Consider the following 21,760-nt stretch of genomic DNA (forward strand, 5'->3'; position numbering starts at 1 on the left):
CGACGGTAATAATTAAATATTTTTTGAAAACTTGCTTGACGACCCCCTGAAAAACCCGTTTAATGCGCCCCGTTGCCCAGATAGCTCAGTCGGTAGAGCAGGGGATTGAAAATCCCCGTGTCGGCGGTTCGATTCCGTCTCTGGGCACCAAAATACCGAGAAACCCCAAGGAACAATGCGTTCCTTGGGGTTTTTTATTGCCTGCGATTTAATGCGACTCACGCATTTACGGACACGATGTCGCAGCAGGACGATTGAGGGTTATTTTTGGCTGGACTCAATCGTTCAGCCTTTACCCAAATCTCAGTTGTAAGGTTTTTTCATGACCCGCTTCTTGCTTTGCACCCTATTAATACTGACCGCCCTGCTCAGTGGGTGTGCCACGCAGCTGGACGTAGCGATCAACGCGACGCCTGATCCCGACTATCACTTCGACCGGCAGGCAACCGTGCTGGTGACCTCCACTGGCGGAAGTGATGAAAACTCACTCAATGCTCGCTACTACCTGCGTGACATGGTCCGCGCCATGCAGGACCAGGGCTTTCGCAATGTCTTCACCGACACCACCCTGCCCAAGAACCACGCGCCGATCAAAATGACCGTCACCCTGGACGTCGACAGCAAGCAGGTGACGTATCGCTATACCGCCACCGAATACGGGCAGGTGGCAAAAAGCACCACCACCCAATGCAAGAAGAACAAGAAAAAGACCGACCAACTGACCTGCACCAGCACTCCAAACACCTCCTACGGCCCGGTAGGGACCTCGGAGCGCACCGGCTACACCACGCTCACCACCTTCCGGGTCACCGCTCGGGATGAAGTGAGCAGGCGCGCTGTCTACCTGCTAAGGGCGTCGTCCTATAACGACGACTGCCAAGCCGCCAAGGTCGAAGCCTTCCTGGTGCAGCAGGGTTTGCAGAACCTGAATTTCCAGGACCGCGTGCAGCGCAATTACACGGTCACGATGCCTGAAAGCTTCCGTTGCAAATAATCATCTGCTCGACAGGCCCTTGGCTCAAGGGCCTCCTTACTTGAGCAAGAACACCATCAACGGGTTGTCATTCAAGCGCCCTTGATAGCTCGGCGCCAGGTGCTCCACCGGCGACCCCTTCAACAGCGCGGTCTCCTTGCGCGACACGATCACCCAGGAGGGCCGGGGCAGCGCCGCCAACTTCTCAAGCTCGTGACGCCCGACAAACAGCGGCTGTTCATCGTGATCCAGGTTCATCATGTAGCGCACCGCCCAGGTATCCCGGGCCAGATCGACAAACACCAAGGGACCTGGCTGCGCCTGGCGCAACGCCTCCACCTGGCTGACAAACCGCCGGGTGTCGAATTGCAGGTCCTTGGCCGGCTCTATCACTGTCACAAGCAACAGCCATTGCGCCACCAGCGCGATCAGACTGAGCCACACCAACCGCCATGCTCGCTGCCAGGCAATCAACGCTGCGGCTTGCAGCACCACCAACACGCCGATCATCAACGGCAAGGAAATCTCCGGCCAGTAGCCCTGTTTATGCCAGGCGTGTCGACACACAAACAACACAACCACGCACAACGCCGGCAGCGCCGCGACGAGCCATTCATAGCAACGGCGCACACCCACCAGCCAGCCTTGCGCGTGAAGCAGCCCATAGGCAGCGACAGCCGCAAACATCGGCACCATCGGCAGAATGTAATAAGCGCGCTTGAAATGCGGTACCGACAGGCCGAGCAGAATCATCAAGCCGCAGCCCCCGAACCGCACCAGCAATTGCAGGTGCTCATTGGCCCAACGCTCGGGCCAGCGATGGCGCAACGCAAACAGGGTCGCGAACGCCAGCGGCACCACCGGGAAGTAGCGGTACAAGCTCAGTTGGAAATAAAAGTAAAACGGCTCACCCGACTCATCCAGACGCCCGCCGACTTGCATCTTGAAGACTTCATCGGCAAACGCATCGCCACCACTGAACCGCGCAAGCTTCATCAGCAGCCACCAGCACGCGGCGAGCAACACCAGGCCGACAACGCCGTGGATCAGCACCTGTCGGACACGCTCCCCCGGCTTGCTCAACGCCCAATACACACACACCACCGCGCAGACTTCAATCAACCCCAGCGGCCCACGTAAGGCGAAACCCAGGATGAACAGCGGGAACACCGCCAGTTGCCTCAACCGTGACCCGAGGCGTTCGCCGGTGTGCAGCAGGTAGAAACTGCCCACGCATAACAATGCAACCATCTGGTCCAGGCACACCGAGCGCGACTTCTCGAGCAACTGGGCGGTGAGCAGCGTGAGCAGCACCGTCAGCAGCGACCAGGCACGGCTGTAGGGCGCCAGCAGGCGATACATCAGCGCGATCACCCCCGCCGACGCGAGCGCTGTGGGCAGCACATTCGCCAAGTGGTTCGGCGCGTCAAACAAGCGCGCGAATAGATAACTGAAGAAGGTCGCGGTGCCGGGGTAATCCGCATAGGGCTGGCCGTAGGTGGTGGGGAAAAGACTCGCGCCATGGCGATACATTTCCTGCAGGAACAGCGCCCAACGCCCGTCAAAACCCTGGGGCTGCTGATCCCAGATACCTACTGTGAACAACAAGAGAGCGACCAGGAAAATACCCAGTGACTCCAGGCGAAAACGGTTGCGGTGATCCATCGGGTGACCTGTCAGGTGGGAAGCGCTGGCGTATGGTGCCGAACGCGCCCCTGAATGGCGCCTGAACAGACCTGAACATTCACGCGGTTACCGACTGGTGGGCCACACCACTGCCGGGATCAGGCGAACGTAGAGCAGTTCGGCAACCAGCTCGATCAGGGTCTGCAGGATCACCACCGTTGCGGCCAAACCGCGCACATCCTCCGGCAGGGCCAGCGCCAATGGCAAAACCACCAGCGAGTTACGGGTCGACGCACTGAACGTCACCGCCCGCGCCGTCACCGCTGGCAGTGCGAACAGCCGCGCAGCCCCAATGCCCATCAACGGTGCCAACAGTACAAATGCCACGTAGATTGGAATGACCGGCAACAACAAGTTGATATCTCGCACCACCGCAGTGATGTGCGAAGCGAGCACGACAAACAACACCAGCGCCATCGCCGGCACCGGCAACCACGCCCAGGCGCTGCTCCAAAGACCGATAGCGCTCGAACGACGCGCAAGCGCGCTGGTGAGGACAGCCAGAAGCATCGGCACCACAATCAGCCCCACGAACGCCTCTACAAATGGCCCCGCCGCTACCACCACGCTGGATTGCTCGCCCAACATCAGCCCCAGGTATACCGGCAACAGCAGCAGTTGCAGCAAAAGCAACAGCGGGGTTGCCGCCAGCATCGAACGCGAATCGCCCTTGCCGATATGGGTAAACACCACCACGTAGTCGATACAGGGCGTCAGCAACACCAGCAGAGCGCCCACCAGCAACGCCGGACGCTCCACCAGGCCGCGGGTCAACCCCCACACCAGCAAAGGCACCAGAATGAAATTGGCCAGCAGCAAGGCCGCCATGAATCGCTTGTTGCCCAAGCCTTGGCGCAGCTCAAGAAAGGGTATCTGCAAAAACATCGCATACATCAGCACGGCGATGGCAGGTGTCACCCAAAGGCTGAAGCCCTGCGCCGACAAGGGCCAGAACAGGCCAAACGTGACGGCAACAAAGACGGCAACAAAGTAGATCGGGACCTGATGGTGTTCCAGGGTGTCACGGGTCATGGGCGGGCTCTGGTGGGTCAATAGACTGTCAGCCTAAGTACCCGCGCAGATAAGGTCGAGCACTACAGCAATCATTGCCGCCCGAGAAACCCTTGGGATTTACCCCAACCTGCGCTTCAATACACCCTCCAGACCAGACCCCCAAGGACGTTGAGCCCATGGCCTCGCCAAACAAGCAGCAAAAACGCGCCCACCGGGCAAAAGCCAAGGCCAAGCAAAACCGCACCCAGCGCGCCGTGGCGCACAAGCCGGATGCTTTTGCTGGCGACGACAGCCGCATCGACCTTGAGTCGGTGGATTTGACTGAACTGTTCGTCGAAATGCGTGCCGCTGGCGAGATCAGCCAGCAGGCGCTGTGTGCGGTGTTCCTGGCGCACCCGTTGCTGGCGCTGGTGCTGGAGCAGGAAGGCGAAGAAGAAGCGACCGACTTTATCCTGGCGGCGCTGATCGAGTATCGGCAGTGGGCGACGGACAGCGATGACGAAGCCGCGGCGTTAGCGTGGATTGAGTCGCCGCAGTTCCAGGCCGATTACGTGGCGGCGTCCCAGGCGCTGGCCAACGCCCCCGACTGACACAAAATAAAAATGTGGGAGCGGGCTTGCCCTAATGCCAGTCAGTTAAGAGCTCGAGCAGACAACCAGTGACTTGTGGCGAGGGAGCTTGCTCCCGCTGGACTGCGTAGCAGTACCATTTTTGGGGCCGCTTCGCGCCCCAGCGGGAGCAAGCTCCCTCACCACAGTTACCGATTCTGTCTTAACTGACTGGCATTAGGGCTTGCTTGAGATGGCGGTGTGTCAGTCGACGAATATATCGACTGGCAGTCCGTCATCGCGGGCAAGCCCGGCTCCCACATTGTTGCGCGGTGCGCTACCACCGTCTCTCGTCAGTTAAGCGCCGCAGCCCCTACTCTTTGGGCCTTGCGACGGCTCGCCACCACCAACCCCGCCAATACCACCAGCAAGCTCAGAACCCCGGTGGCGATGATCTCGACCCGGTGCGCTTCCTGGAACAGCATGATGGTCAACGTACCGACGATAAACACCATCACTGCGTACGTCAGGCCTGGGAACAGCCACATCTTGAAGACGATCTTCTCGCCCGCTGCCGCACGCTTCTGGCGCATGCGCAGTTGCGACACCGCAATCACCAGGTACACCAGCAACGCAATGGCGCCGGAGCTGGCCAGCAGGAATTCGAACACCGCCGCCGGAGCGACGTAGTTGGCGAATACCGCCAGGAACGCGGCGCCGGTAGACAGCAACACCGCCCAGTAAGGCGTGCCGCTCTTGTTGGTGCGCTTGGCCACGGCCGGTGCGTCACCGCGACGGCCCAGGGAGAACAGCATGCGCGACGCGGTGTACAGCGCCGAGTTGAGGCAGCTGGTCACGGCAACCAGCACCACCAGGTCGACAATCAGCTTGGCGTTCGGAATGCCCATGCGCTCCAGCACGGTCTGGTAGGAACCTACGGCAGCCAGGGTCGGATCGTTCCAAGGCACCAGGGACACCACGATGAAGATCGACAACAGGTAGAACAAACCAATCCGCCAGATCACCGAGTTGGTGGCCTTGGTGATTTGCTGGCCCGGGTTCTTCGACTCGGCTGCGGCGATGGTGACAATCTCGGTGCCCATGAACGAGAACATGGTGGTCAGGATCGCCGCCAATACGGCACCCATGCCGTTGGGCATGAACCCTTGGGTATCGAACAGGTGCGAAACACCGCTGACCTGGCTGGTGGGCAAGAAGCCGAAGATCGCGGCCAGGCCGAGGATCACAAAGCCCACGATCGCCACGACCTTGATCAGCGCAAACCAGAACTCAAACTCGCCGTAGTTCTTCACGCTGAACAAGTTGGTTGCGGTGAGCAGCAAGGTAATGACCAGGGTGAACACCCAGATCGCCACGTCGGGGAACCAGGCGTGCAGGATGGTCGCCGCCGCGTTGGCTTCCAGTGGAATCACCAGCACCCAGAACCACCAGTAGAGCCAGCCAATGGTGAAACCGGCCCAGTGGCCGATTGCCCGGTCGGCATAGGTAGAGAACGAACCGGTATCCGGTGACGCAACGGCCATCTCGGCCAGCATGCGCATCACCAGGACTACCAGCGTACCGGCGGCTGCATAGGCCAACAGCACAGCCGGGCCGGCAGCAGCGATCGCATGGCCGGAGCCGACAAACAAACCGGCGCCGATGACACCGGCAATCGACAGCATGGTGACGTGACGCGGTTTGAGCCCCTGTTCGAGGTCATTGGAGCTTTGCGTACTACTCATTGACACACCTTTGCGAGGAATTGCGAAAACGGTTCGCCCGGCTTGCAGCCTTTCTCGTGAAAAGAATCCAACAGGGCGTTCTTTATTTTTTACGCAAGATTTGCGCCAAAATATTTCAGAACCACAGTTGGCGGGGGCTGTAGGACAATTCACTACTCATCGCAAGTCATTGAGAACAATGGCATTCCGCTATAGCGTTACCGTGCGACTCACATTCATGGCATTGCGACGCACCAAAAACACACACAAAAAGTACGTGACGCCCCATAACCGGGCTGATATGGACCGTTTGCCCGGTTAACCCTTCCAACACCCGGCCAAAGCTGGCACCATCGCGCCCTTTTTTACGCGAAGCCTGTGGATCTTTCCGGGTCAAACGTCTGTAGGTTGTTGATGGCGCGACACACTGCTGCGCCGATGCGACACCCTGCCGCAGACCACCGGTTAACCGTCCGCAGCGCTGTTGGCTGTCATCCAAACGCTATGCTAGCTTGGCGCCTCGCCAGGAAGGCGGCCCAACAGCGAAGATCGCAACGAACACAATGAGGACCGCACATGGCCGAGGCCACGCCCGCGCTTGAAATCCGCAACTTGCATAAACGCTATGGTGAGCTTGAGGTACTCAAAGGTATCTCGCTGACCGCTCGCGACGGCGATGTGATCTCGATCCTGGGTTCCTCCGGTTCCGGCAAGTCCACCTTCCTGCGCTGCATCAACCTGCTGGAAAACCCGCACCAGGGCCAGATCCTGGTGGCCGGCGAAGAACTCAAGCTAAAGGCCGCGAAAAACGGCGAACTGATGGCCGCCGACGGCAAGCAGATCAACCGCCTGCGCAGCGAAATCGGGTTTGTGTTTCAAAACTTTAACCTGTGGCCGCACATGAGCATCCTCGACAACATCATCGAGGCTCCTCGGCGCGTGCTCGGCCAGAGCAAGGCCGAAGCGATAGAAGTGGCCGAGGCCCTGCTGGCCAAGGTTGGTATCGCCGACAAGCGCCACGCCTACCCTGCGCAACTCTCTGGTGGCCAACAACAACGCGCGGCGATTGCGCGTACCCTGGCGATGCAGCCTAAAGTCATCCTGTTCGACGAACCGACGTCGGCGCTTGACCCGGAAATGGTCCAGGAAGTACTTAATGTGATCCGCGCGCTGGCCGAAGAAGGCCGCACCATGCTGCTGGTCACCCACGAAATGGGCTTCGCCCGCCAGGTATCCAGCGAAGTGGTGTTTTTGCACCAGGGCCTGGTCGAAGAGCAAGGATCGCCACAGCAGGTATTTGAAAACCCGCTTTCGGCGCGCTGCAAACAATTCATGTCCAGCAACCGCTAACGGAGCAACATGCATGCAGACCTATAAGAAATTCCTTCTGGCCGCGGCCGTCTCGATGGCATTCAGCGCCACGGCCATGGCAGAAACCTTGAAGATGGGGATCGAAGCGGCCTACCCGCCGTTCAACAATAAAGACGCCAGCGGCAACGTTGTCGGCTTCGACAAGGACATCGGCGACGCCCTGTGCGCCAAGATGAAAGTCGAGAAGTGCGAAGTGTATGTGTCCGACTGGGACGGCATCATCCCTGCCCTGAACGCCAAGAAGTTCGACTTCCTGGTGTCCTCGCTGTCGATCACCGACGAGCGCAAGCAGGCGGTTGACTTCACCGACCCGTACTACTCCAACAAGCTGCAGTTCATTGCGCCCAAAGCCACTGCGGATTTCAAGACCGACGCCACTTACCTCAAAGGCAAGGTGATCGGTGCACAGCGCGCAACGCTGGCCGGTACCTATCTGGAAGACAAGCTGCCGGACACCGAAGCCAAGCTCTACGACACGCAGGAAAACGCCTACCTCGACCTGACCTCCGGTCGCCTCGACGGCATCCTGGCTGACAAGTACGTGCAGTACGAATGGCTCAAGAGCAAAGACGGTTCGGCCTATGAATTCAAAGGCGACCCGGTGGTAGAAAGCGACAAGATTGGTATCGCCGTACGCAAAGGCGACCCGCTGCGCGAGCGCCTGAACAAAGCCCTGGCAGAGATCAAGGCAGACGGCACCTACAAGAAGATCAACGACAAGTACTTCCCGTTCAGCATCGAATGATCTGAACGGCCTGCCCGGCGCGCTCCTGCGAGCGCGCTGGCTTTTAGCAATGCCTGCCGCGATATGAAAACACCATGAATTTCGATCTCTACGGATTCGGCCCGGCCCTTGCCGCCGGCGCGCTGATGACCGTCAAACTGGCGCTCACGGCCCTGTGCCTGGGGCTGGTGCTCGGCCTTGCCGGCGCCTTGGCCAAGACCTCCCCGTACAAGCCACTGCAATGGCTGGGCGGTGCGTATTCGACCATCGTTCGCGGTATTCCCGAATTACTGTGGGTGCTGCTGATTTACTTTGGCACCGTCAACCTGATGCGTGCGCTCGGTGAGTTCTTCGGCAACCCCGACCTGTCGCTGAGTGCCTTCGCCGCCGGCGTCATCGCCCTGGGCCTGTGCTTCGGCGCCTATGCAACGGAAGTGTTCCGCGGCGCGATCCTCGCCATTCCCAAGGGCCACCGCGAAGCCGGTGTGGCGTTGGGGCTGTCGAAGTTTCGGATTTTCACCCGGCTGATCATGCCGCAGATGTGGCGCATCGCCCTGCCGGGCCTGGGTAACCTGTTCATGATCCTGATGAAAGACACCGCGCTGGTGTCGGTGATCGGCCTGGAAGAAATCATGCGCCACGCGCAGATCGGCGTGACCGTGACCAAGCAACCCTTCACCTTCTTCATGGTCGCCGCCTTCATGTACCTGGGCCTGACCGTACTGGCGATGACCAGCATGCACTTCCTGGAAAAACGCGCCGCCCGCGGCTTTGCGAGGAGCACCCAATGAGCGGCGACTACAGCTGGCTATCGCACTTTGACCTGGGCCTGAACTGGGCCGTGATCATCAAGTGGCTGCCGAAGTTGGCCCAGGGCGCAACCCTGACCCTGGAGCTGGTGGCAATCGCCGTGATCGCCGGCCTGCTGCTGGCGATCCCTCTGGGCATCGCCCGCTCTTCGCGCCGCTGGTACGTGAGCGCCCTGCCCTACGGCTACATTTTCTTCTTCCGTGGCACGCCGCTGCTGGTGCAGTTGTTCCTGGTGTATTACGGCCTGGCGCAGTTCGACGCCGTGCGCAACAGCTTCATGTGGCCGTACCTGCGCGACCCGTTCTGGTGCGCCACCGCCACCATGACCCTGCACACCGCCGCCTACATTGCCGAGATCCTGCGCGGTGCGATCCAGGCCATTCCGCCGGGCGAAATCGAAGCAGCGCGGGCCCTGGGCATGTCCAAGCCCAAGACGCTGTTCTACATTATCCTGCCACGCGCCTCGCGCATCGGCCTGCCGGCCTACAGCAACGAAGTGATCCTGATGCTCAAGGCCAGCGCCCTGGCCAGTACCGTGACCCTGCTGGAACTGACCGGCATGGCGCGCACCATCATTGCTCGCACTTACCTGCCGGTGGAGATTTTCTTCGCTGCAGGGTTGTTCTACCTGCTGATGGCCTACGTGCTGGTGCGCGGCTTCAAACTGCTGGAAAAATGGCTGCGCGTCGATGCATGCCAAGGACGTTGAGGCACGCTTCCAGGCACTGGATGCATTCCTGACCGAACACCAAGGGCTGTGGCGACCACGGCCCTTTACTCAGTTGCAGCTGCCCTGGGAAACCGAGCATCCCGAGTTATCCCAGTGGCTGCGCAAGCGTTCGTTGGCCGAAGCTGAAGCCAGTCACAACCAACCCCACGACCTGCCCGCGCCCACACCTTTTCCACAGCTGGCCGCTCACGCGCTGCGCCTCGCTACTGTGGATAAGTTACCCACGCACACCCTTGAGCCCGCTCGCCATCGTTTGAATGTCGACGTGCCAGGGCGCAAATGGCAACAGATCGAAGCCTTCGGCGCCGCGCTGACCTTTACCCAAACGCCTGCCCACTGGCTGGACTGGTGCGCCGGCAAAGGCCACCTAGGCCGCCGCCTGCTGCAACCCGGCCAACGGTTGACTTGCCTGGAGTATGACCCCGCCCTGATCGCCTCCGGCCAAGCCTTGAGTGATCGCCACGACCTGCCCGCAACCCATCATCTGCAAGACGTGATGGCGGATGTCGCGATCCAGCCCGAACACACGCCGGTCGCCCTGCATGCCTGCGGCGACCTGCATGTGCGCCTGCTACAACTGGCCAGCGCCGCCGGCTGCAAACAACTGGCCCTGGCGCCCTGCTGCTACAACCGCATCACCGCCGACCGTTATCAAGCCCTCTCCGCCGCCGGGCGCGCCTCCTTGCTGCAACTGTCGATTGATGACCTGGGCCTGCCCCTGAGCGAAACCGTCACCGCCGGCAACCGTATACGCCAACAACGGGACACCTCCATGGCCCGCCGCCTGGGCTTTGACCAACTGCAACGGCAACTGCGTGGCTGCGACGACTACCTGCCAACACCTTCCCTGCCCGCCAGTTGGCTGGATAAACCCTTTGCCGACTATTGCCAGGAACTGGCAAGCCTCAAGGGCTTATCCACAGGCGAGCAGAACTGGCCGGCCCTGGAAGCCCACGGCTGGCAACGCCTGGCCGAGGTGCGCAACCTTGAGTTAGTGAGAGGCTTGTTTCGACGCCCATTGGAACTGTGGCTGGTATTGGACCGGGCACTGTTCATGGTGGAACAGGGCTACAACGTCGAGGTCGGCAGCTTCTGCGAACCATCGTTGACCCCTCGCAACCTGATGGTGCTGGCCGAGCGCGAATAAAGGGCAAAAAATCCTACAAGCGCCCTGTGGATAACTCTGTTGATGAATACTTTGCAGAGGCCCTAGATATCGGCACTTCACACCCAAAGCCGGCCTGGTCATTTTTTGTTCACAAAATAAAGTGCACACAAAACAGGCAGTTGCAGCGTGCTGAGAACTGCTGCACAAAATGGCTGTTTCGTGACACCCGTTACCAACCGATTGTGCATAAGCATCTGGCGCCACGCGCATAACGGGCGCTTTATGCGGTCTGTTTTGGCGCCTTCAGCCACAGGCAAACCTCGTTGATATCATCACTGGCCAGCCGTTTCGCCACGTTATCCAGCGGGTCGGATGAGTAGGCCAACGCCTCGTTGATGGCCATATCGCGATGAACTTCCAACGGGTCTTTGCCCAAGCGATGCTTGAACGCCTCGACCATGTCCAGGCTGAAGGGGTTGCTCTCATCCACCTGGTTAATCACCACCTGCACAACCGGCGGGCGCTCGCCCTCAAGATGCGGAGCGAGCAGCAGGTCCAAATGATCCAGGGTCCCAAGGCAAGCAGCGTCCGCCTGCACGATGACCAGCACCACATCGGCAACGCTCAACGCTTGATGGAAATAGACGTTATTACCCGCGGGCGTATCGATGATCACCGTGTGCCGCTCGCTGAACCCCAGGCATCCAAGACGCTGCGCCAGCCAACCGGGCTCCTGCTTGAGCCAGCGCTCGAGGCTCTCCTGCTGCTGGATATCGATATCGCCGAAGGTCATCACCTGGCAACCGGCAAAGCCCAACTGCTGCAAGGGCGCCCATTGCCCATGCTCCAGACTGGTGCGGCCGATTCCGGGCAAGGTGGAACTGACCCCAAAGTGATGATGCAAGGCATTCTGCGGGTCCAGGTCCAGCGCCACCACCGACTCGCCCAGGCGCTGCAACCCACTGCTCAAGGCCGTGACCAGCGTGCTGCGGCCCACACCGCCATTGATAGACACCAACGCCACTATTTTAGGGCGCAGCTCCGGGGCATTGATGGGCTGTTGGTGGATACTTTCGTCAGGAACACTGCCGAAAAAGTGCATTCTTGCATTGATGCCGTCGGCATCATGAGTGACGTCTTTACCAAACAACGCCAGAATTTCTTTGCTTAGGCTCATAGCCTGCTCCTCACGACGCAGCTTAAAGACGTGAAGGTCAGCAAGTGCGGGCACTTGCCGCAGGTCTTTTTATAGGCGCCCTTGTTGGGGGCATTCTGTGACAAAGGATTGAAAGTGTCATTATTTTGCTGTTTTTATGCTCGATTTTTTAGATGGACGGTAGATAGTCAATTTAATGGCTTTTCAGCGTGTGTTTTTCCACAGGCTTGCAACCTGTGAAAACGAGCCCAAGACAGCCTAATCGCAAGAAACCTCCGACTTTGCAAAAATAGTCAGAATTCAGGGGTTTACAGAACCTTTCCAATCGCTATAATCGTCGCCCTAACACGCCGGTATAGCTCAGTTGGTAGAGCAACTGACTTGTAATCAGTAGGTCCCGGGTTCGACTCCTGGTGCCGGCACCATACAAGGTTCCAGAGAAGGCTTTCAAAATCTCTGAAACCCCCAAAAAACCCGCCTTCTGGCGGGTTTTTTCGTTTTGGCGTTCCATCGATTTCCGTCAGAAACTGGTGGATCCAACCGTTTTAGGGGTAGTGTTAGGGGTAAGGTAATTCGATAAAGGGGGAGTACCCTTATGTCGCGCACCACTGCTCCACTCTCCGATTCGGCTTGCCGCTCAGCCAAGCCCACCGACCGCGCTTACAAACTTTTCGACGGCGACGGCCTCTACCTTCTAGTCCAACCCAATGGCCGTAAAGGCTGGCGTCTCAGGTATATCAAGCCTGATGGACGCGAAGGACTGACCTCGTTCGGCAGCTATCCCGTGGTCGGCCTCGCCGATGCGCGCAACAAGCGCCTGGAGGTCAAGCGGATGCTGGCGAATGGCATCGACCCCATAGAGACCAAACACCAAACCAAGACGCAGGCCGCAATCAAGGGTCGAACCTTTGAAAGCGCCGCACTGGACTGGCACAAAGCGATGTCTGCCAAATGGGCACCGGGCCACGCCAAGACGGTTCTGAGCCGCCTAAAAACCCACGTCTTCCCGCTGATCGGCGCTCGCTCCATTGTCGATCTGGACACCCATGACCTGATGCAACCTCTGGAAGCGATCCAGAAGCGCGGCACGATTGACATCGCTTTAAGGGTACAAAACTACCTGCAGAGCATCATGCGCGAGGCAAAGCGTTCTCGGCAGATCACCGCAAACCCTGCCTACGACCTTGAAGGCTTGATCAAAGCCCCGAGAGTGGTTCACCGCCCCGCTCTACCCTTATCGCGTCTGCCTGAATTGCAGGAGCGTATCGACACCTACAAAGGTCGCGCGCTTACCCGGCTGACGGTCATGCTCTCGCTGCATGTGTTCGTCCGCTCCAGCGAACTGCGCTTCGCCCGCTGGAACGAGTTCGACCTCAAGCGCGGCACCTGGGAGATACCGGACACTCGAGCCGCGTTGGACGGAGTACCCTTTTCAACAAGGGGTACGAAGATGGCTGGGGACATCCACCTTGTACCCTTATCGCCGCAAGTCGTGACTCTGCTTGAACAGATCCACGTCCTCACCGGCAAATTCGACCTGGTGTTTGCAGGCGATGCCAAGCCCTGGAAGCCCATGTCTGAAAACACGGTGAACAGCGCACTCAGAAAGATTGGCTACGACACCAAAACTGAAATCTGCGGCCATGGCTTTCGATCGATGGCCTGCAGCGCATTGATCGAGTCAGGACTGTGGTCCGAGACCGCCATTGAAAGGCAGATGAGCCACAAGGAGCGGAACAACGTCCGCGCCGCCTACATCCACAAGGCAGAGTTCATCGAGGAGCGCAGGCTGATCATGAACTGGTGGAGCCGGTATCTGGAGGCCAACCGGCAGGAGCATGTCACCCCGCACGAATTTGCAAACCAGACCGGGACGAACGTCATGCGGCTCAAGGCGAAAAGCCGCTTGAGGGAGTAGGCCCTTAGCCTACTCCTCGTCCTGCCCACCAACGTCCGCTTTGTACGCCTGCCTTTCATGAGTCGGCTTGGACGGAAATGCCAACTGAATCTGCCTACTTTTCACCATTCCATTCAGGTACTGCTGACGGAGGGCATCTGGACTGCGCTTTACCAAATTAGCCAAAACGTTGAGCGTCAGATAGTGCTCCTTGCATAGGGTGATAATCACCTGTTGCATACGATCCTTTTGCATGCGCTCTCGATTGCGCGGCTCCTCAGCCAGTATTTCGAGCTTTTCTCGAAACCCTGCATCAAGCCTGTCCAAAGCATCGATCAGCGGCGCGTCAATATGATCGCTCAACAAGCAGCCATCATCGTTTCGCTGCATATCCAGCTCGACCTTATGTTCGGAGCTACCTGCGTTATGTTCGGAGCTAGCCCCGTTATGTTCGGAGCTGCCGGCGTAATGTTCGGAGCTCTGTAGCGGACCTGCGAACACTTGCTCCGGCGTAGGCAGTTGCTCACCCGGCAGGTGATAAATCATGCCCCGTGAGCGCCCGTCGGGCACAAGGAATCCCTCGCGTACCAACCGTGCAAGCAGTTGGCTCAAGTCATGAGCATGAGTATCACAAATCTCAAGGAGACGATTATGGCTGACCACCCGCTCAATCGCGGCTGTGGCCAAAATCAACCTGGCAGTATGTTCCAAGCTCTCGAAACGAACCCCAAATCGCTCTCGTAACTGCTCCACCACCCCTTCTGGAAGCAAGTCCAACATGCGAAGCTCAAGAAGGGTCTGCTCGGGCTCGGGCTTTTCATAAAGGGCTGGCGGTCGCCAATGCTGGCTGCGCCACCCGCTGTAGATTTTCGGAACCCCAGAACCACCACGCTCGCCAAGGCCGATAAGAAGAAACATTTGGTGCATTAGCCTGTTCCGGCAATCGCTGGTACCACCTTGCAACACCTGCTCAAGGGGTAGACGTAAGCCGCCAGGATTGCGAAAGCCAAACAAGTCAGGACGCTTCACGACTAACACAGAAACCCGCCCGGTATAGTCGGCATGGACCAAGGTATTAACCAAGGCCTCGCGCAGAGCTTCATGTACCGGCGTGTCATCCTGGCGCTGATCACCTTTGAGAGCGAACGGTACCTTTAAGTCCTCAACCAGCTTGCGATAAACCCGCCGGTAGAAATCAAACAGATTTCCTGACCAGGTTCCATCAGGGACGAGCCTATCCACCCAACGTAGTTCTGTTTTGGCGTGCGGCCGCTCCTGATAGTCCACAAAGTAATGCGGCACACTCTCTTGGATCGAAAGCCAGCGTCCGAACATTAGTAAACCTGCCAGAGTCAGCCCTTCGACTCCGTTCGCGCGGTCCTTACGCCAACCTCCTATCTGTCGGAGAAACTCAATCCCTTGGTGCTCCAGCGCTGGATGGCCTGGCTTTATGTCGCTAAGCATCTGGCGGTAGATACGCAGACTGTCCGGATCAATGTCCGCGAAGTCGTAATTCGGCAAAATCCGCTCGTCCCGACAGTCCTCCACTTGCTCTGCGAACATGCGGCGAACATCTTCCTCAGAGCAACGCCGATCACCCTCATGTAATCGACGATAAGTGTTACCTAGCGGCTGACCATTGAGAAATACCGGCTTCTGCTTACGCGAAGCCGCCGGGATTTTCACTTCAAGTACCTGCTTGCCCTCTAGCTCTCTGACGACCACCTCCCGGTCAGTCAGCAGATTGACACTGACCTTGGCCGGATTGTTGAGGGTATTGAACAGGTCAGTACGTACTTTCTCGATATTTGATAGGCCTGCGACGCTGAACTGCCCATCCTTCTCGCGCACGCCAAGCAGTACTACCCCACCCTGAGTGTTAGCAAAAGCGGAGTAGGTTAACCAGAAATCCTTAGGCAACTCTCCCTTCCCATCCTGCCCCTGAGCGAGCTTGCATTCGAGCTCGACAGATTCAACCAGCGAGGGCAGGTCTTCAAGGGTGTGGGGATTGAGTGACATCAAAGGCTTCCTAAATGATCAGCCGGCTTCACGTAGCTGCAAAAGGTCGAAGAAAAGACATACGTGCGGGGATTGTACTCAGTCTTCCATAGTCGCACGCAACTCGACGAGCGGAGACTGATCATGAACTGGTGGAGCCGATTCCCAGTCACCCATCAGCAGGAGGATGTCACTCCTCACGACTCTGCACGAATGTCACACGGCCAAAAGCCAATCGCGGCGCAGCAAAGTAAGCGTACGTTCTCGAAATCTCGATGATCCGCTTGTCCACGCGGGTCCATCCAAGCGGGGCTGCAAAGCCGCCCTGCTTGGATGGACCTCACTTAAAAAATCTAAAGCCCACGCAACTGTTTGTGGAAAACCACTGATTTCCACCGGTGGATAATTTCATCCACAGCCGCAGAATTCCCGAAAATTCGAACCTTGACCCGAATTATCCACAGGCGTAGAAAAGATCTGGCAAAGCGCTGTCGTTGACAGCAACCCAGGTAGCCAGAACCTTTAAGGCTACGCCACACCATGGTGGTTCACCCAAAGTGCAATTAGCGTCCGGCGGCTCGCACAGTCACAGCGATGTGATGGATGCCTACTTTTCCCTGCGTGCCCACTGCGGCAACTCATTCCCTTTCATAGCTGCCCTGCAGCAACCTATCCGCTTGGCCATTTCCTTGCGCCAACCTGCGCCCGTCTCTTTCTTCCGGAAAGAGACGGGCGCTCCTACCGCTGCTGCAGCCCAACTCGTACAAGGCTTTGCGGCATTCCCTCTCGTGACAATCGGCGTGACAAACACCGAAGTCACCAGCAACAGCGATGCAGATGATGGTCCGCAGCCCACGGAATGGACTGCACCTGACTGACAGTCAGGCATGCACCGGTCAATGCTTCATTGGCTTCACCCGACTCAGGATCTCGCGGCGCTGGTCTCGTCAGCCAGTGCAGCCTCCACCCGCCCACTTCCTAGGAAGTGCTCAGGAGGCCAGATCATGAGATGCCCAAGCTCCCGGTCGTAAAGAGCCGCCAATCCCGCGTTAGTGGACACCCCTCACGAGTCGCAGGGGCCTTGATCCCTGATAACACTCAACATTCTTGGCGGGATGATGTGGGGAAAGTTTTAAAAGTTTTGGCTTCGAGAGGAGTTCGATCATGGCACTGGTGGGTAGGCGAGGTGGCCGCAATTTTGGCTATGGCCGACAACTGAGTTATGCCGGGCCGCAGGCGCTGAAAGATCTATTTGGCGGCGGGCATTACGGCACGGTCAAGGCGCACAGTGATCGATGGCAATCGTTTGTGCGCTGGTGTCGCTCCGATGATGGACCAAGACTCAATGATGCACGGCAGATAGATCGCCAGATCTTGTCGGATTACGCGGCGCATCTACGCCACTTAGTCGAGCGCGGCGACCTCGCTATCGCCACCGCACAAAACCGATTGTCCAGCGTCAACCGAACCATGGCGGCACTTCGCGGTGATCAGTATGTGAAGGTGCCGAGTCCGAGCAAGGCGTTGGAAATGCAGCGCACCACCATCCGCACGACAGTTCCACAAGGCCAAGACCGCGAACACGTGCAGCGGATCGTCGACATGCTTTGCGAACACCAGAAGCCGCGCGTCGCGGCCATCGCTCAGTTAGCGCGAGCCACCGGCATGCGCTTACGTGAGGCCATTTTGGCGGACCTACCCCGTCTAAAACGTGAAGCCAAGCAATTCGGTAAGATCAACATTCAGGACGGCACCAAAGGTGGCCGCTCGGGCGCATCAGCTCCTCGTTGGATTACGGTAGATGATCAGATTCGTGACGCGCTGAAGTTTGCCGATCAGGTCTCGCCCGACGGCAGCCGCAACCTGCTTGCACCGAACGAAAGCTACCTCGATTTCCAAAAGCGAATCGTCCGTCCAGCCCGGGACACCCTTCATGCGCACAACCTAAAAGGCTTCCTAAAAGGCTTCCACGAACTGCGGGCAGCCTATGCGTGCGAACGATATGAGCAAATCACCCAGCATCCTGCGCCCATCAACGGTGGCAGTTGCTACCAGCTCGACCGACGCCTCGATCAGGCGGCCCGAGACCAAATCAGCTATGAACTCGGGCATGGTCGTATCGACGTAGTATCGGCGTATATCGGGGGACGAGCATGAGCAAGCCATTCGATATGGAGCTGTTCCTGGCAAGCGTACTGACCGGGTCGCATGCCACACGCGAGCGTCACCTACGCCAAGCAAAGGCCATTCAAGCGGCGATGTCTAATCGCTGGCACCGTGACAATCCATGGACCTGGCAGCAAAAGCATCTCGACTGGTTTCTAAATCACCACCTGAATCGGCACGCTGAATCGACGCGCTATTACTATCTCCTGACCATCCATTTGCTCACTCTTCGTATAGGGAAATCCTGGCAGTTCAAGGGTTAGGCGAAGATTAGCAATCGGCCGATTGTGTTGAAAAAGTCGATCCGGCTTGGCCAGCCAAACATCGAGCGGTGAAAACGCCGCTTTTGCATATTGCTAGGTCAAATCTGAGCCCTGAACCTTCTGCTAAACACACGGATTTCAATCTCAGACGCGTATTTTTCTACCGTGGAAATCGAAGCCGACTTTTTCAACAGAATCGGCCAAAAGTGGCCGACTGACCAACGGTCACACCTTGCCATTTCTGGCTGGAAGTTTTCAATCCGTATAGTTGTGAAAAGACTGACATAAGTCTATCTCTATAAAAATAGATATTACTCATTGCACGTGCATTAGTTGTCTGAATTCCTGTTCGACGGCCGTCCGAGTCTCATACATTTCGTAATTCACTTTCTCGAACAATTTTTGAAGGTGAGGCGTCTCACCGTGCCCCAGCGCCTCCCCTGACCGCATGGCTACTCTAGCCTGATCCAATGTCTGAGCAGCCGAAACATAGAAGTCTGAAATTCTTTCTGACGTTGCCTTAGAAAAATAAATTTTATTTTTCTCATAAGCCTCAACGAAGGCATCGAACTTTGGCAATGCCGATTCATATGCCTGCGCGATTGAAGGTCGTTGTCTCCCAAAGTAATCGGGTCGAATAGTTTCATATATCGCTTCGTGCAGATCAACGAGAAGCTTGTAGCTTTCGTCGATAAATACAGCTCTTTTTTCGATCAGATTTGCATGCCCCAATTGAACCAGGTGACGCTCGGTTTGCAATGCGCTTTCCAGATTCTGTGTCTGGCGAGAGTGCTCTGATTTGAGTTTTTCTATAAGAACATCAAAAGTCGCCTTCTCTCTCAAGCTGATGCGATCCTTCCAGATACTCCCCAGCCAAGCCGAAAGCCCAGTAATGACGATTGCCGCACCACCAACTTGACCGATCAAAGAGTTAAATATCTCAAACATATCGAACCACTCCGATAAAGAATAAAAAATTTGTGCGCATAAGTTTTTAAAAACTCAATCCCATAGTTGGTTGCCAAACCTTTAAAAGGTCTAATCCTTGTCATAGCAATCGCAAAAATAAACTCGCCTATCGGAAATTAGAAGGTTTTTTGACGATGCCCGATCTTTTTTGCGAGCTCGCCCTCCCTACATTATCCATTGCGTCTGTGATCTAGCCATTCGACACTCTTAGTTATTGGATCAACGTGCACAAATATAAGTCCACTTGGCGAATTGGAGTTAGAGTCAAAACCAATTTCGTCAAGCTGCTTTATTCCTGCATGATACTCAGATAGGAAATCCAAAAAAACATTAACTATTTCGTTGTAATCATTTTTTACTGACGTTTTCTTTGGGAGAAGTAGTTTAAATCGTTTGCCATCATTTGCCTCCGCATATATGGAGAAAGCGAGGGAGTACGGATTTTCCGTGCTCAGCTTACCTGCTGATCCTAAGAGGACTGGCTCTATTTTAGGCTGAGACATCACCTTGCCTGCTGTTTCGGAAAGCTTTTCCTTCAGAAGCAAGTAATGGTCCTTACCCATTTCCCCAAAAAGTGCCTTAAAGTAAGGTTTTGTTATGTAAGCCGCGACAATCGGAAAAATAAACCACTCAAGACATGCTTGAGGTCCACTAGGGGGCCTAGACTCGATCGCTATTCGGATATTTGGATTGTGCAACGCCTTCTCGAAATCAACATACAATTCACCTGGCAGGCCCTCTTCGTAGATTAGTGCAACATCTGGCTTATTCATATTTTTTCCTTAATACGTAATGCCGAACACAGCGGCGTGACCGATCGAAAAATCCCGCGCCATCAGACGCGAACACCTATCATTAACGAGCCAGCTCTCAACGACCATGGACATTTTCCACACTGGAAAACTCAGCCTCCCAAAACAATTGCTAAGCTCTTTCAACTATAGCAATTTCTAGAGAGGTGGAGTAGCGTTATGCCATGTAAGAGATATCACCTAGGGAAGGGAGGATGCCAGGAATGAAATATCGTCACTTAAATGTGTTCATGATGAAACCAGATACTGTTATCAACAGTTTCTCGGATCTGCTAGTTTTGGATAAGGACGTAGTCCCATATGAACTCGATACAAATTTTGGCTTAGAAGGGGTTTTATATGTAAAGCGCACAGTTGAAAAAAGGCCGAGTTGGAGCGAATTGGTTGACACAATTACCGGAACCAACGTAATACAGATCGGAAACAAATCAAGCTCTGCGGTATTATTCATAAAAACAAATACCGACATATTCGCAATAACCTTTGGTTATGGCCGACACTTAGTAAATCTTGCAAACTTCGCTCAAGACTTCGGGCTAAAAACCGCCTTAAATACTCTTAATCACGAAAGCTTAAGAAGCGTAGATATTCACACATTAGAAGACCAACCGGTTCAAAAAAGATCACAGGCCGCACGCGACTCAGAAATAAGTGTGTTTGGCATTGATATATCTAGAGATATATTGAGAGCTGTGACTGGAACACCTAAACCAGGTATAGACTTCAAAAATATCTCTGGCGGTGACGCAATGTTTTCATTTGGTATTGAAATGGAGATCAGCGATTTACCAACCATAACTGAAAATTTAAAAACCCATTACCTAAAAGATGACTATAAAACAGACTTCCTATGGGTAGACAACGTCAGAAGAATCAAGGAAAAATCACATATAGACCAGTTAGACCGGGTTCTGCTTGAAGCAATTAAAGACCGTGATCCGAGTATAGTTATAACACTACCAGAAATAGAAAAATGGGACTCGATAACCGGCTTCAGTTTTACCCGAGCGAAAAGTGATCGATCACCGACTGTATCGTCGGAAAAATATCTATCTACGATTGACAACGCAAAGATATCTATCGAGTCAGTCAAAAGAGATCATTTGTATGTTTTCGATATACATGAAAACGAATTTGATCACTCAATATACAAATGCATTTATTATGAAATAATAAACGCGAACAAAACCAACATAATATTTGGAGGAACCTGGTATGAAATTGACAACTCATTCATAGGGAGAATCAATTCTAGCTTAGCGAATATAGGTATTTCTGACCTTCAATTTCCAGCGGTCTACGTGTGGCAAGAAGGTGAGAAGGCAAAAATAGAGGCTGAAGGTGATTACAATATTAGGGCCTCTCAGATGCACGGATATCACCTATTAGACAAGAGGCTGATCAAAAGCAACAAATCAACTAGTTCAGTTGAACTGTGCGATCTTCTTTCAACTGAGAAGCAATTCATACACGTCAAACATCGCAAAGGGGGATCTGCTGGACTAAGCCATCTTTTCGCACAAGGGAGCGTCGCCGCAGAGATATTGCTCGGAGACCGAGAATTTAGAAAGTCAGCCAGAAAGGTATTGGGTACTTTCAGTAACGCTGCACGCGAAATCATTCCACTCGACAACTTTCGAAGCGCAGAATATGAAGTGATTTTTCTAATATTGGGCGACGTTGTCGCAAACGTGAAAAGCAATCTGCCCTTCTTCAGTAAAGTGAACCTTGTTAGGGCATATGATAGTCTCTCTCAGCGAGGTTACTCCGTAAAAATATCAGCCGCCGCCAAAATAGAAAGACCATGAATC

The 21,760-nt window shown here is 55.7% G+C and carries 18 protein-coding genes and 2 tRNA genes; 13 read left to right on the forward strand and 7 right to left on the reverse strand.

Translation table 11 applies throughout. The features are described 5' to 3' along the window. Positions 1-74 precede the first annotated feature (74 nt). Both HU730_RS11595 and HU730_RS11600 read left to right on the forward strand, forming a co-directional pair. Positions 75-150, forward strand: a tRNA-Phe gene (locus HU730_RS11595). Positions 151-322: 172 nt separating this feature from the next. Further along, entirely contained in the window at positions 323-994 is a 672-nt protein-coding gene (locus HU730_RS11600) for a hypothetical protein (RefSeq protein ID WP_060764861.1), read from the forward strand. A 36-nt stretch (positions 995-1,030) separates the two neighbouring features. On the opposite strand, the gene HU730_RS11605 is transcribed toward HU730_RS11600, so the two are convergent. Further along, positions 1,031-2,638 carry a hypothetical protein gene (locus tag HU730_RS11605; RefSeq protein WP_127880507.1) on the reverse strand — a complete coding sequence of 536 codons (1,608 nt, stop codon included), beginning with the start codon at positions 2,636-2,638 and terminating at the stop codon, positions 1,031-1,033. 87 nt (positions 2,639-2,725) lie between these two features. Next, the gene (locus HU730_RS11610; RefSeq protein WP_057975373.1) at positions 2,726-3,691 is read right to left on the reverse strand and encodes an arsenic resistance protein; all 966 of its coding nucleotides are present in this window, start codon (positions 3,689-3,691) and stop codon (positions 2,726-2,728) included. A gap of 158 nt (positions 3,692-3,849) precedes the next feature. On the opposite strand from HU730_RS11610, the gene HU730_RS11615 reads away from it, so the two are divergent. Next, positions 3,850-4,263, forward strand: coding sequence for a hypothetical protein (locus HU730_RS11615; RefSeq protein ID WP_034125526.1), 414 nt, complete (start codon positions 3,850-3,852; stop codon positions 4,261-4,263). 311 nt (positions 4,264-4,574) lie between these two features. Here HU730_RS11615 and gabP read toward each other — a convergent pair whose 3' ends face one another. Further along, positions 4,575-5,966: a GABA permease gene (gene gabP / locus HU730_RS11620; protein WP_034125525.1), complete on the reverse strand. Its 1,392-nt coding sequence runs from the start codon at positions 5,964-5,966 to the stop codon at positions 4,575-4,577. A 555-nt stretch (positions 5,967-6,521) separates the two neighbouring features. Between gabP and HU730_RS11625 the strand changes: the two genes are divergently transcribed. From HU730_RS11625 to HU730_RS11645, 5 genes are all read left to right on the forward strand, one after another. Then, positions 6,522-7,295, forward strand: a complete 774-nt coding sequence (locus tag HU730_RS11625; protein WP_010213906.1) for an ABC transporter ATP-binding protein — start codon at positions 6,522-6,524, stop codon at positions 7,293-7,295. A gap of 13 nt (positions 7,296-7,308) precedes the next feature. Next, positions 7,309-8,061 carry an ABC transporter substrate-binding protein gene (locus HU730_RS11630; protein ID WP_014716503.1) on the forward strand — a complete coding sequence of 251 codons (753 nt, stop codon included), beginning with the start codon at positions 7,309-7,311 and terminating at the stop codon, positions 8,059-8,061. Positions 8,062-8,135: 74 nt separating this feature from the next. Then, positions 8,136-8,831 (forward strand): ABC transporter permease, encoded by a 696-nt coding sequence (locus tag HU730_RS11635; RefSeq protein ID WP_005783890.1) that lies wholly within the window; start codon positions 8,136-8,138, stop codon positions 8,829-8,831. Positions 8,832-8,869: 38 nt separating this feature from the next. Further along, positions 8,870-9,559 carry an ABC transporter permease gene (locus tag HU730_RS11640; RefSeq protein WP_032803763.1) on the forward strand — a complete coding sequence of 230 codons (690 nt, stop codon included), beginning with the start codon at positions 8,870-8,872 and terminating at the stop codon, positions 9,557-9,559. Beyond that, on the forward strand, positions 9,540-10,727 hold the full coding sequence (locus tag HU730_RS11645) for a methyltransferase (RefSeq protein WP_186526742.1): 1,188 nt from the start codon (positions 9,540-9,542) through the stop codon (positions 10,725-10,727). The genes HU730_RS11640 and HU730_RS11645 overlap by 20 nt, the downstream gene beginning before the upstream one ends. A 241-nt stretch (positions 10,728-10,968) precedes the next feature. Here the strand turns inward: HU730_RS11645 and bcsQ are convergent, their stop codons facing one another. After that, positions 10,969-11,865, reverse strand: coding sequence for a cellulose biosynthesis protein BcsQ (gene bcsQ, locus HU730_RS11650; protein WP_181124095.1), 897 nt, complete (start codon positions 11,863-11,865; stop codon positions 10,969-10,971). Positions 11,866-12,193: 328 nt separating this feature from the next. Here bcsQ and HU730_RS11655 point away from each other — a divergent pair. Continuing rightward, a tRNA-Thr gene (locus HU730_RS11655) sits at positions 12,194-12,269 on the forward strand. Positions 12,270-12,439: 170 nt separating this feature from the next. After that, entirely contained in the window at positions 12,440-13,762 is a 1,323-nt protein-coding gene (locus tag HU730_RS11660) for an integrase arm-type DNA-binding domain-containing protein (RefSeq protein ID WP_186526741.1), read from the forward strand. A 9-nt stretch (positions 13,763-13,771) separates the two neighbouring features. Here the strand turns inward: HU730_RS11660 and HU730_RS11665 are convergent, their stop codons facing one another. Continuing rightward, positions 13,772-15,760: an RNA-binding domain-containing protein gene (locus HU730_RS11665; protein WP_186526740.1), complete on the reverse strand. Its 1,989-nt coding sequence runs from the start codon at positions 15,758-15,760 to the stop codon at positions 13,772-13,774. A 1,143-nt stretch (positions 15,761-16,903) separates the two neighbouring features. On the opposite strand from HU730_RS11665, the gene HU730_RS11670 reads away from it, so the two are divergent. Both HU730_RS11670 and HU730_RS11675 read left to right on the forward strand, forming a co-directional pair. Then, the gene (locus tag HU730_RS11670) at positions 16,904-17,896 is read left to right on the forward strand and encodes an integrase domain-containing protein (RefSeq protein ID WP_186526739.1); all 993 of its coding nucleotides are present in this window, start codon (positions 16,904-16,906) and stop codon (positions 17,894-17,896) included. Beyond that, positions 17,893-18,168 carry a hypothetical protein gene (locus tag HU730_RS11675; RefSeq protein ID WP_186526738.1) on the forward strand — a complete coding sequence of 92 codons (276 nt, stop codon included), beginning with the start codon at positions 17,893-17,895 and terminating at the stop codon, positions 18,166-18,168. The genes HU730_RS11670 and HU730_RS11675 overlap by 4 nt, the downstream gene beginning before the upstream one ends. Positions 18,169-18,483: 315 nt before the next feature. Here HU730_RS11675 and HU730_RS11680 read toward each other — a convergent pair whose 3' ends face one another. Both HU730_RS11680 and HU730_RS11685 read right to left on the reverse strand, forming a co-directional pair. After that, positions 18,484-19,116 carry a hypothetical protein gene (locus HU730_RS11680; protein WP_186526737.1) on the reverse strand — a complete coding sequence of 211 codons (633 nt, stop codon included), beginning with the start codon at positions 19,114-19,116 and terminating at the stop codon, positions 18,484-18,486. 191 nt (positions 19,117-19,307) lie between these two features. Next, complete coding sequence (locus tag HU730_RS11685; RefSeq protein WP_186526736.1) at positions 19,308-19,910, reverse strand: hypothetical protein; 603 nt, start codon at positions 19,908-19,910, stop codon at positions 19,308-19,310. 242 nt (positions 19,911-20,152) lie between these two features. Here HU730_RS11685 and HU730_RS11690 point away from each other — a divergent pair, with 242 nt between their 5' ends. Beyond that, entirely contained in the window at positions 20,153-21,757 is a 1,605-nt protein-coding gene (locus tag HU730_RS11690) for a DUF6119 family protein (RefSeq protein WP_254914067.1), read from the forward strand. The last annotated feature ends 3 nt before the right edge of the window (positions 21,758-21,760 follow it).

The sequence above is a fragment of the Pseudomonas sp. SWRI22 genome (genome assembly GCF_014268395.2).
Lineage (GTDB): Bacteria > Pseudomonadota > Gammaproteobacteria > Pseudomonadales > Pseudomonadaceae > Aquipseudomonas > Aquipseudomonas paracarnis.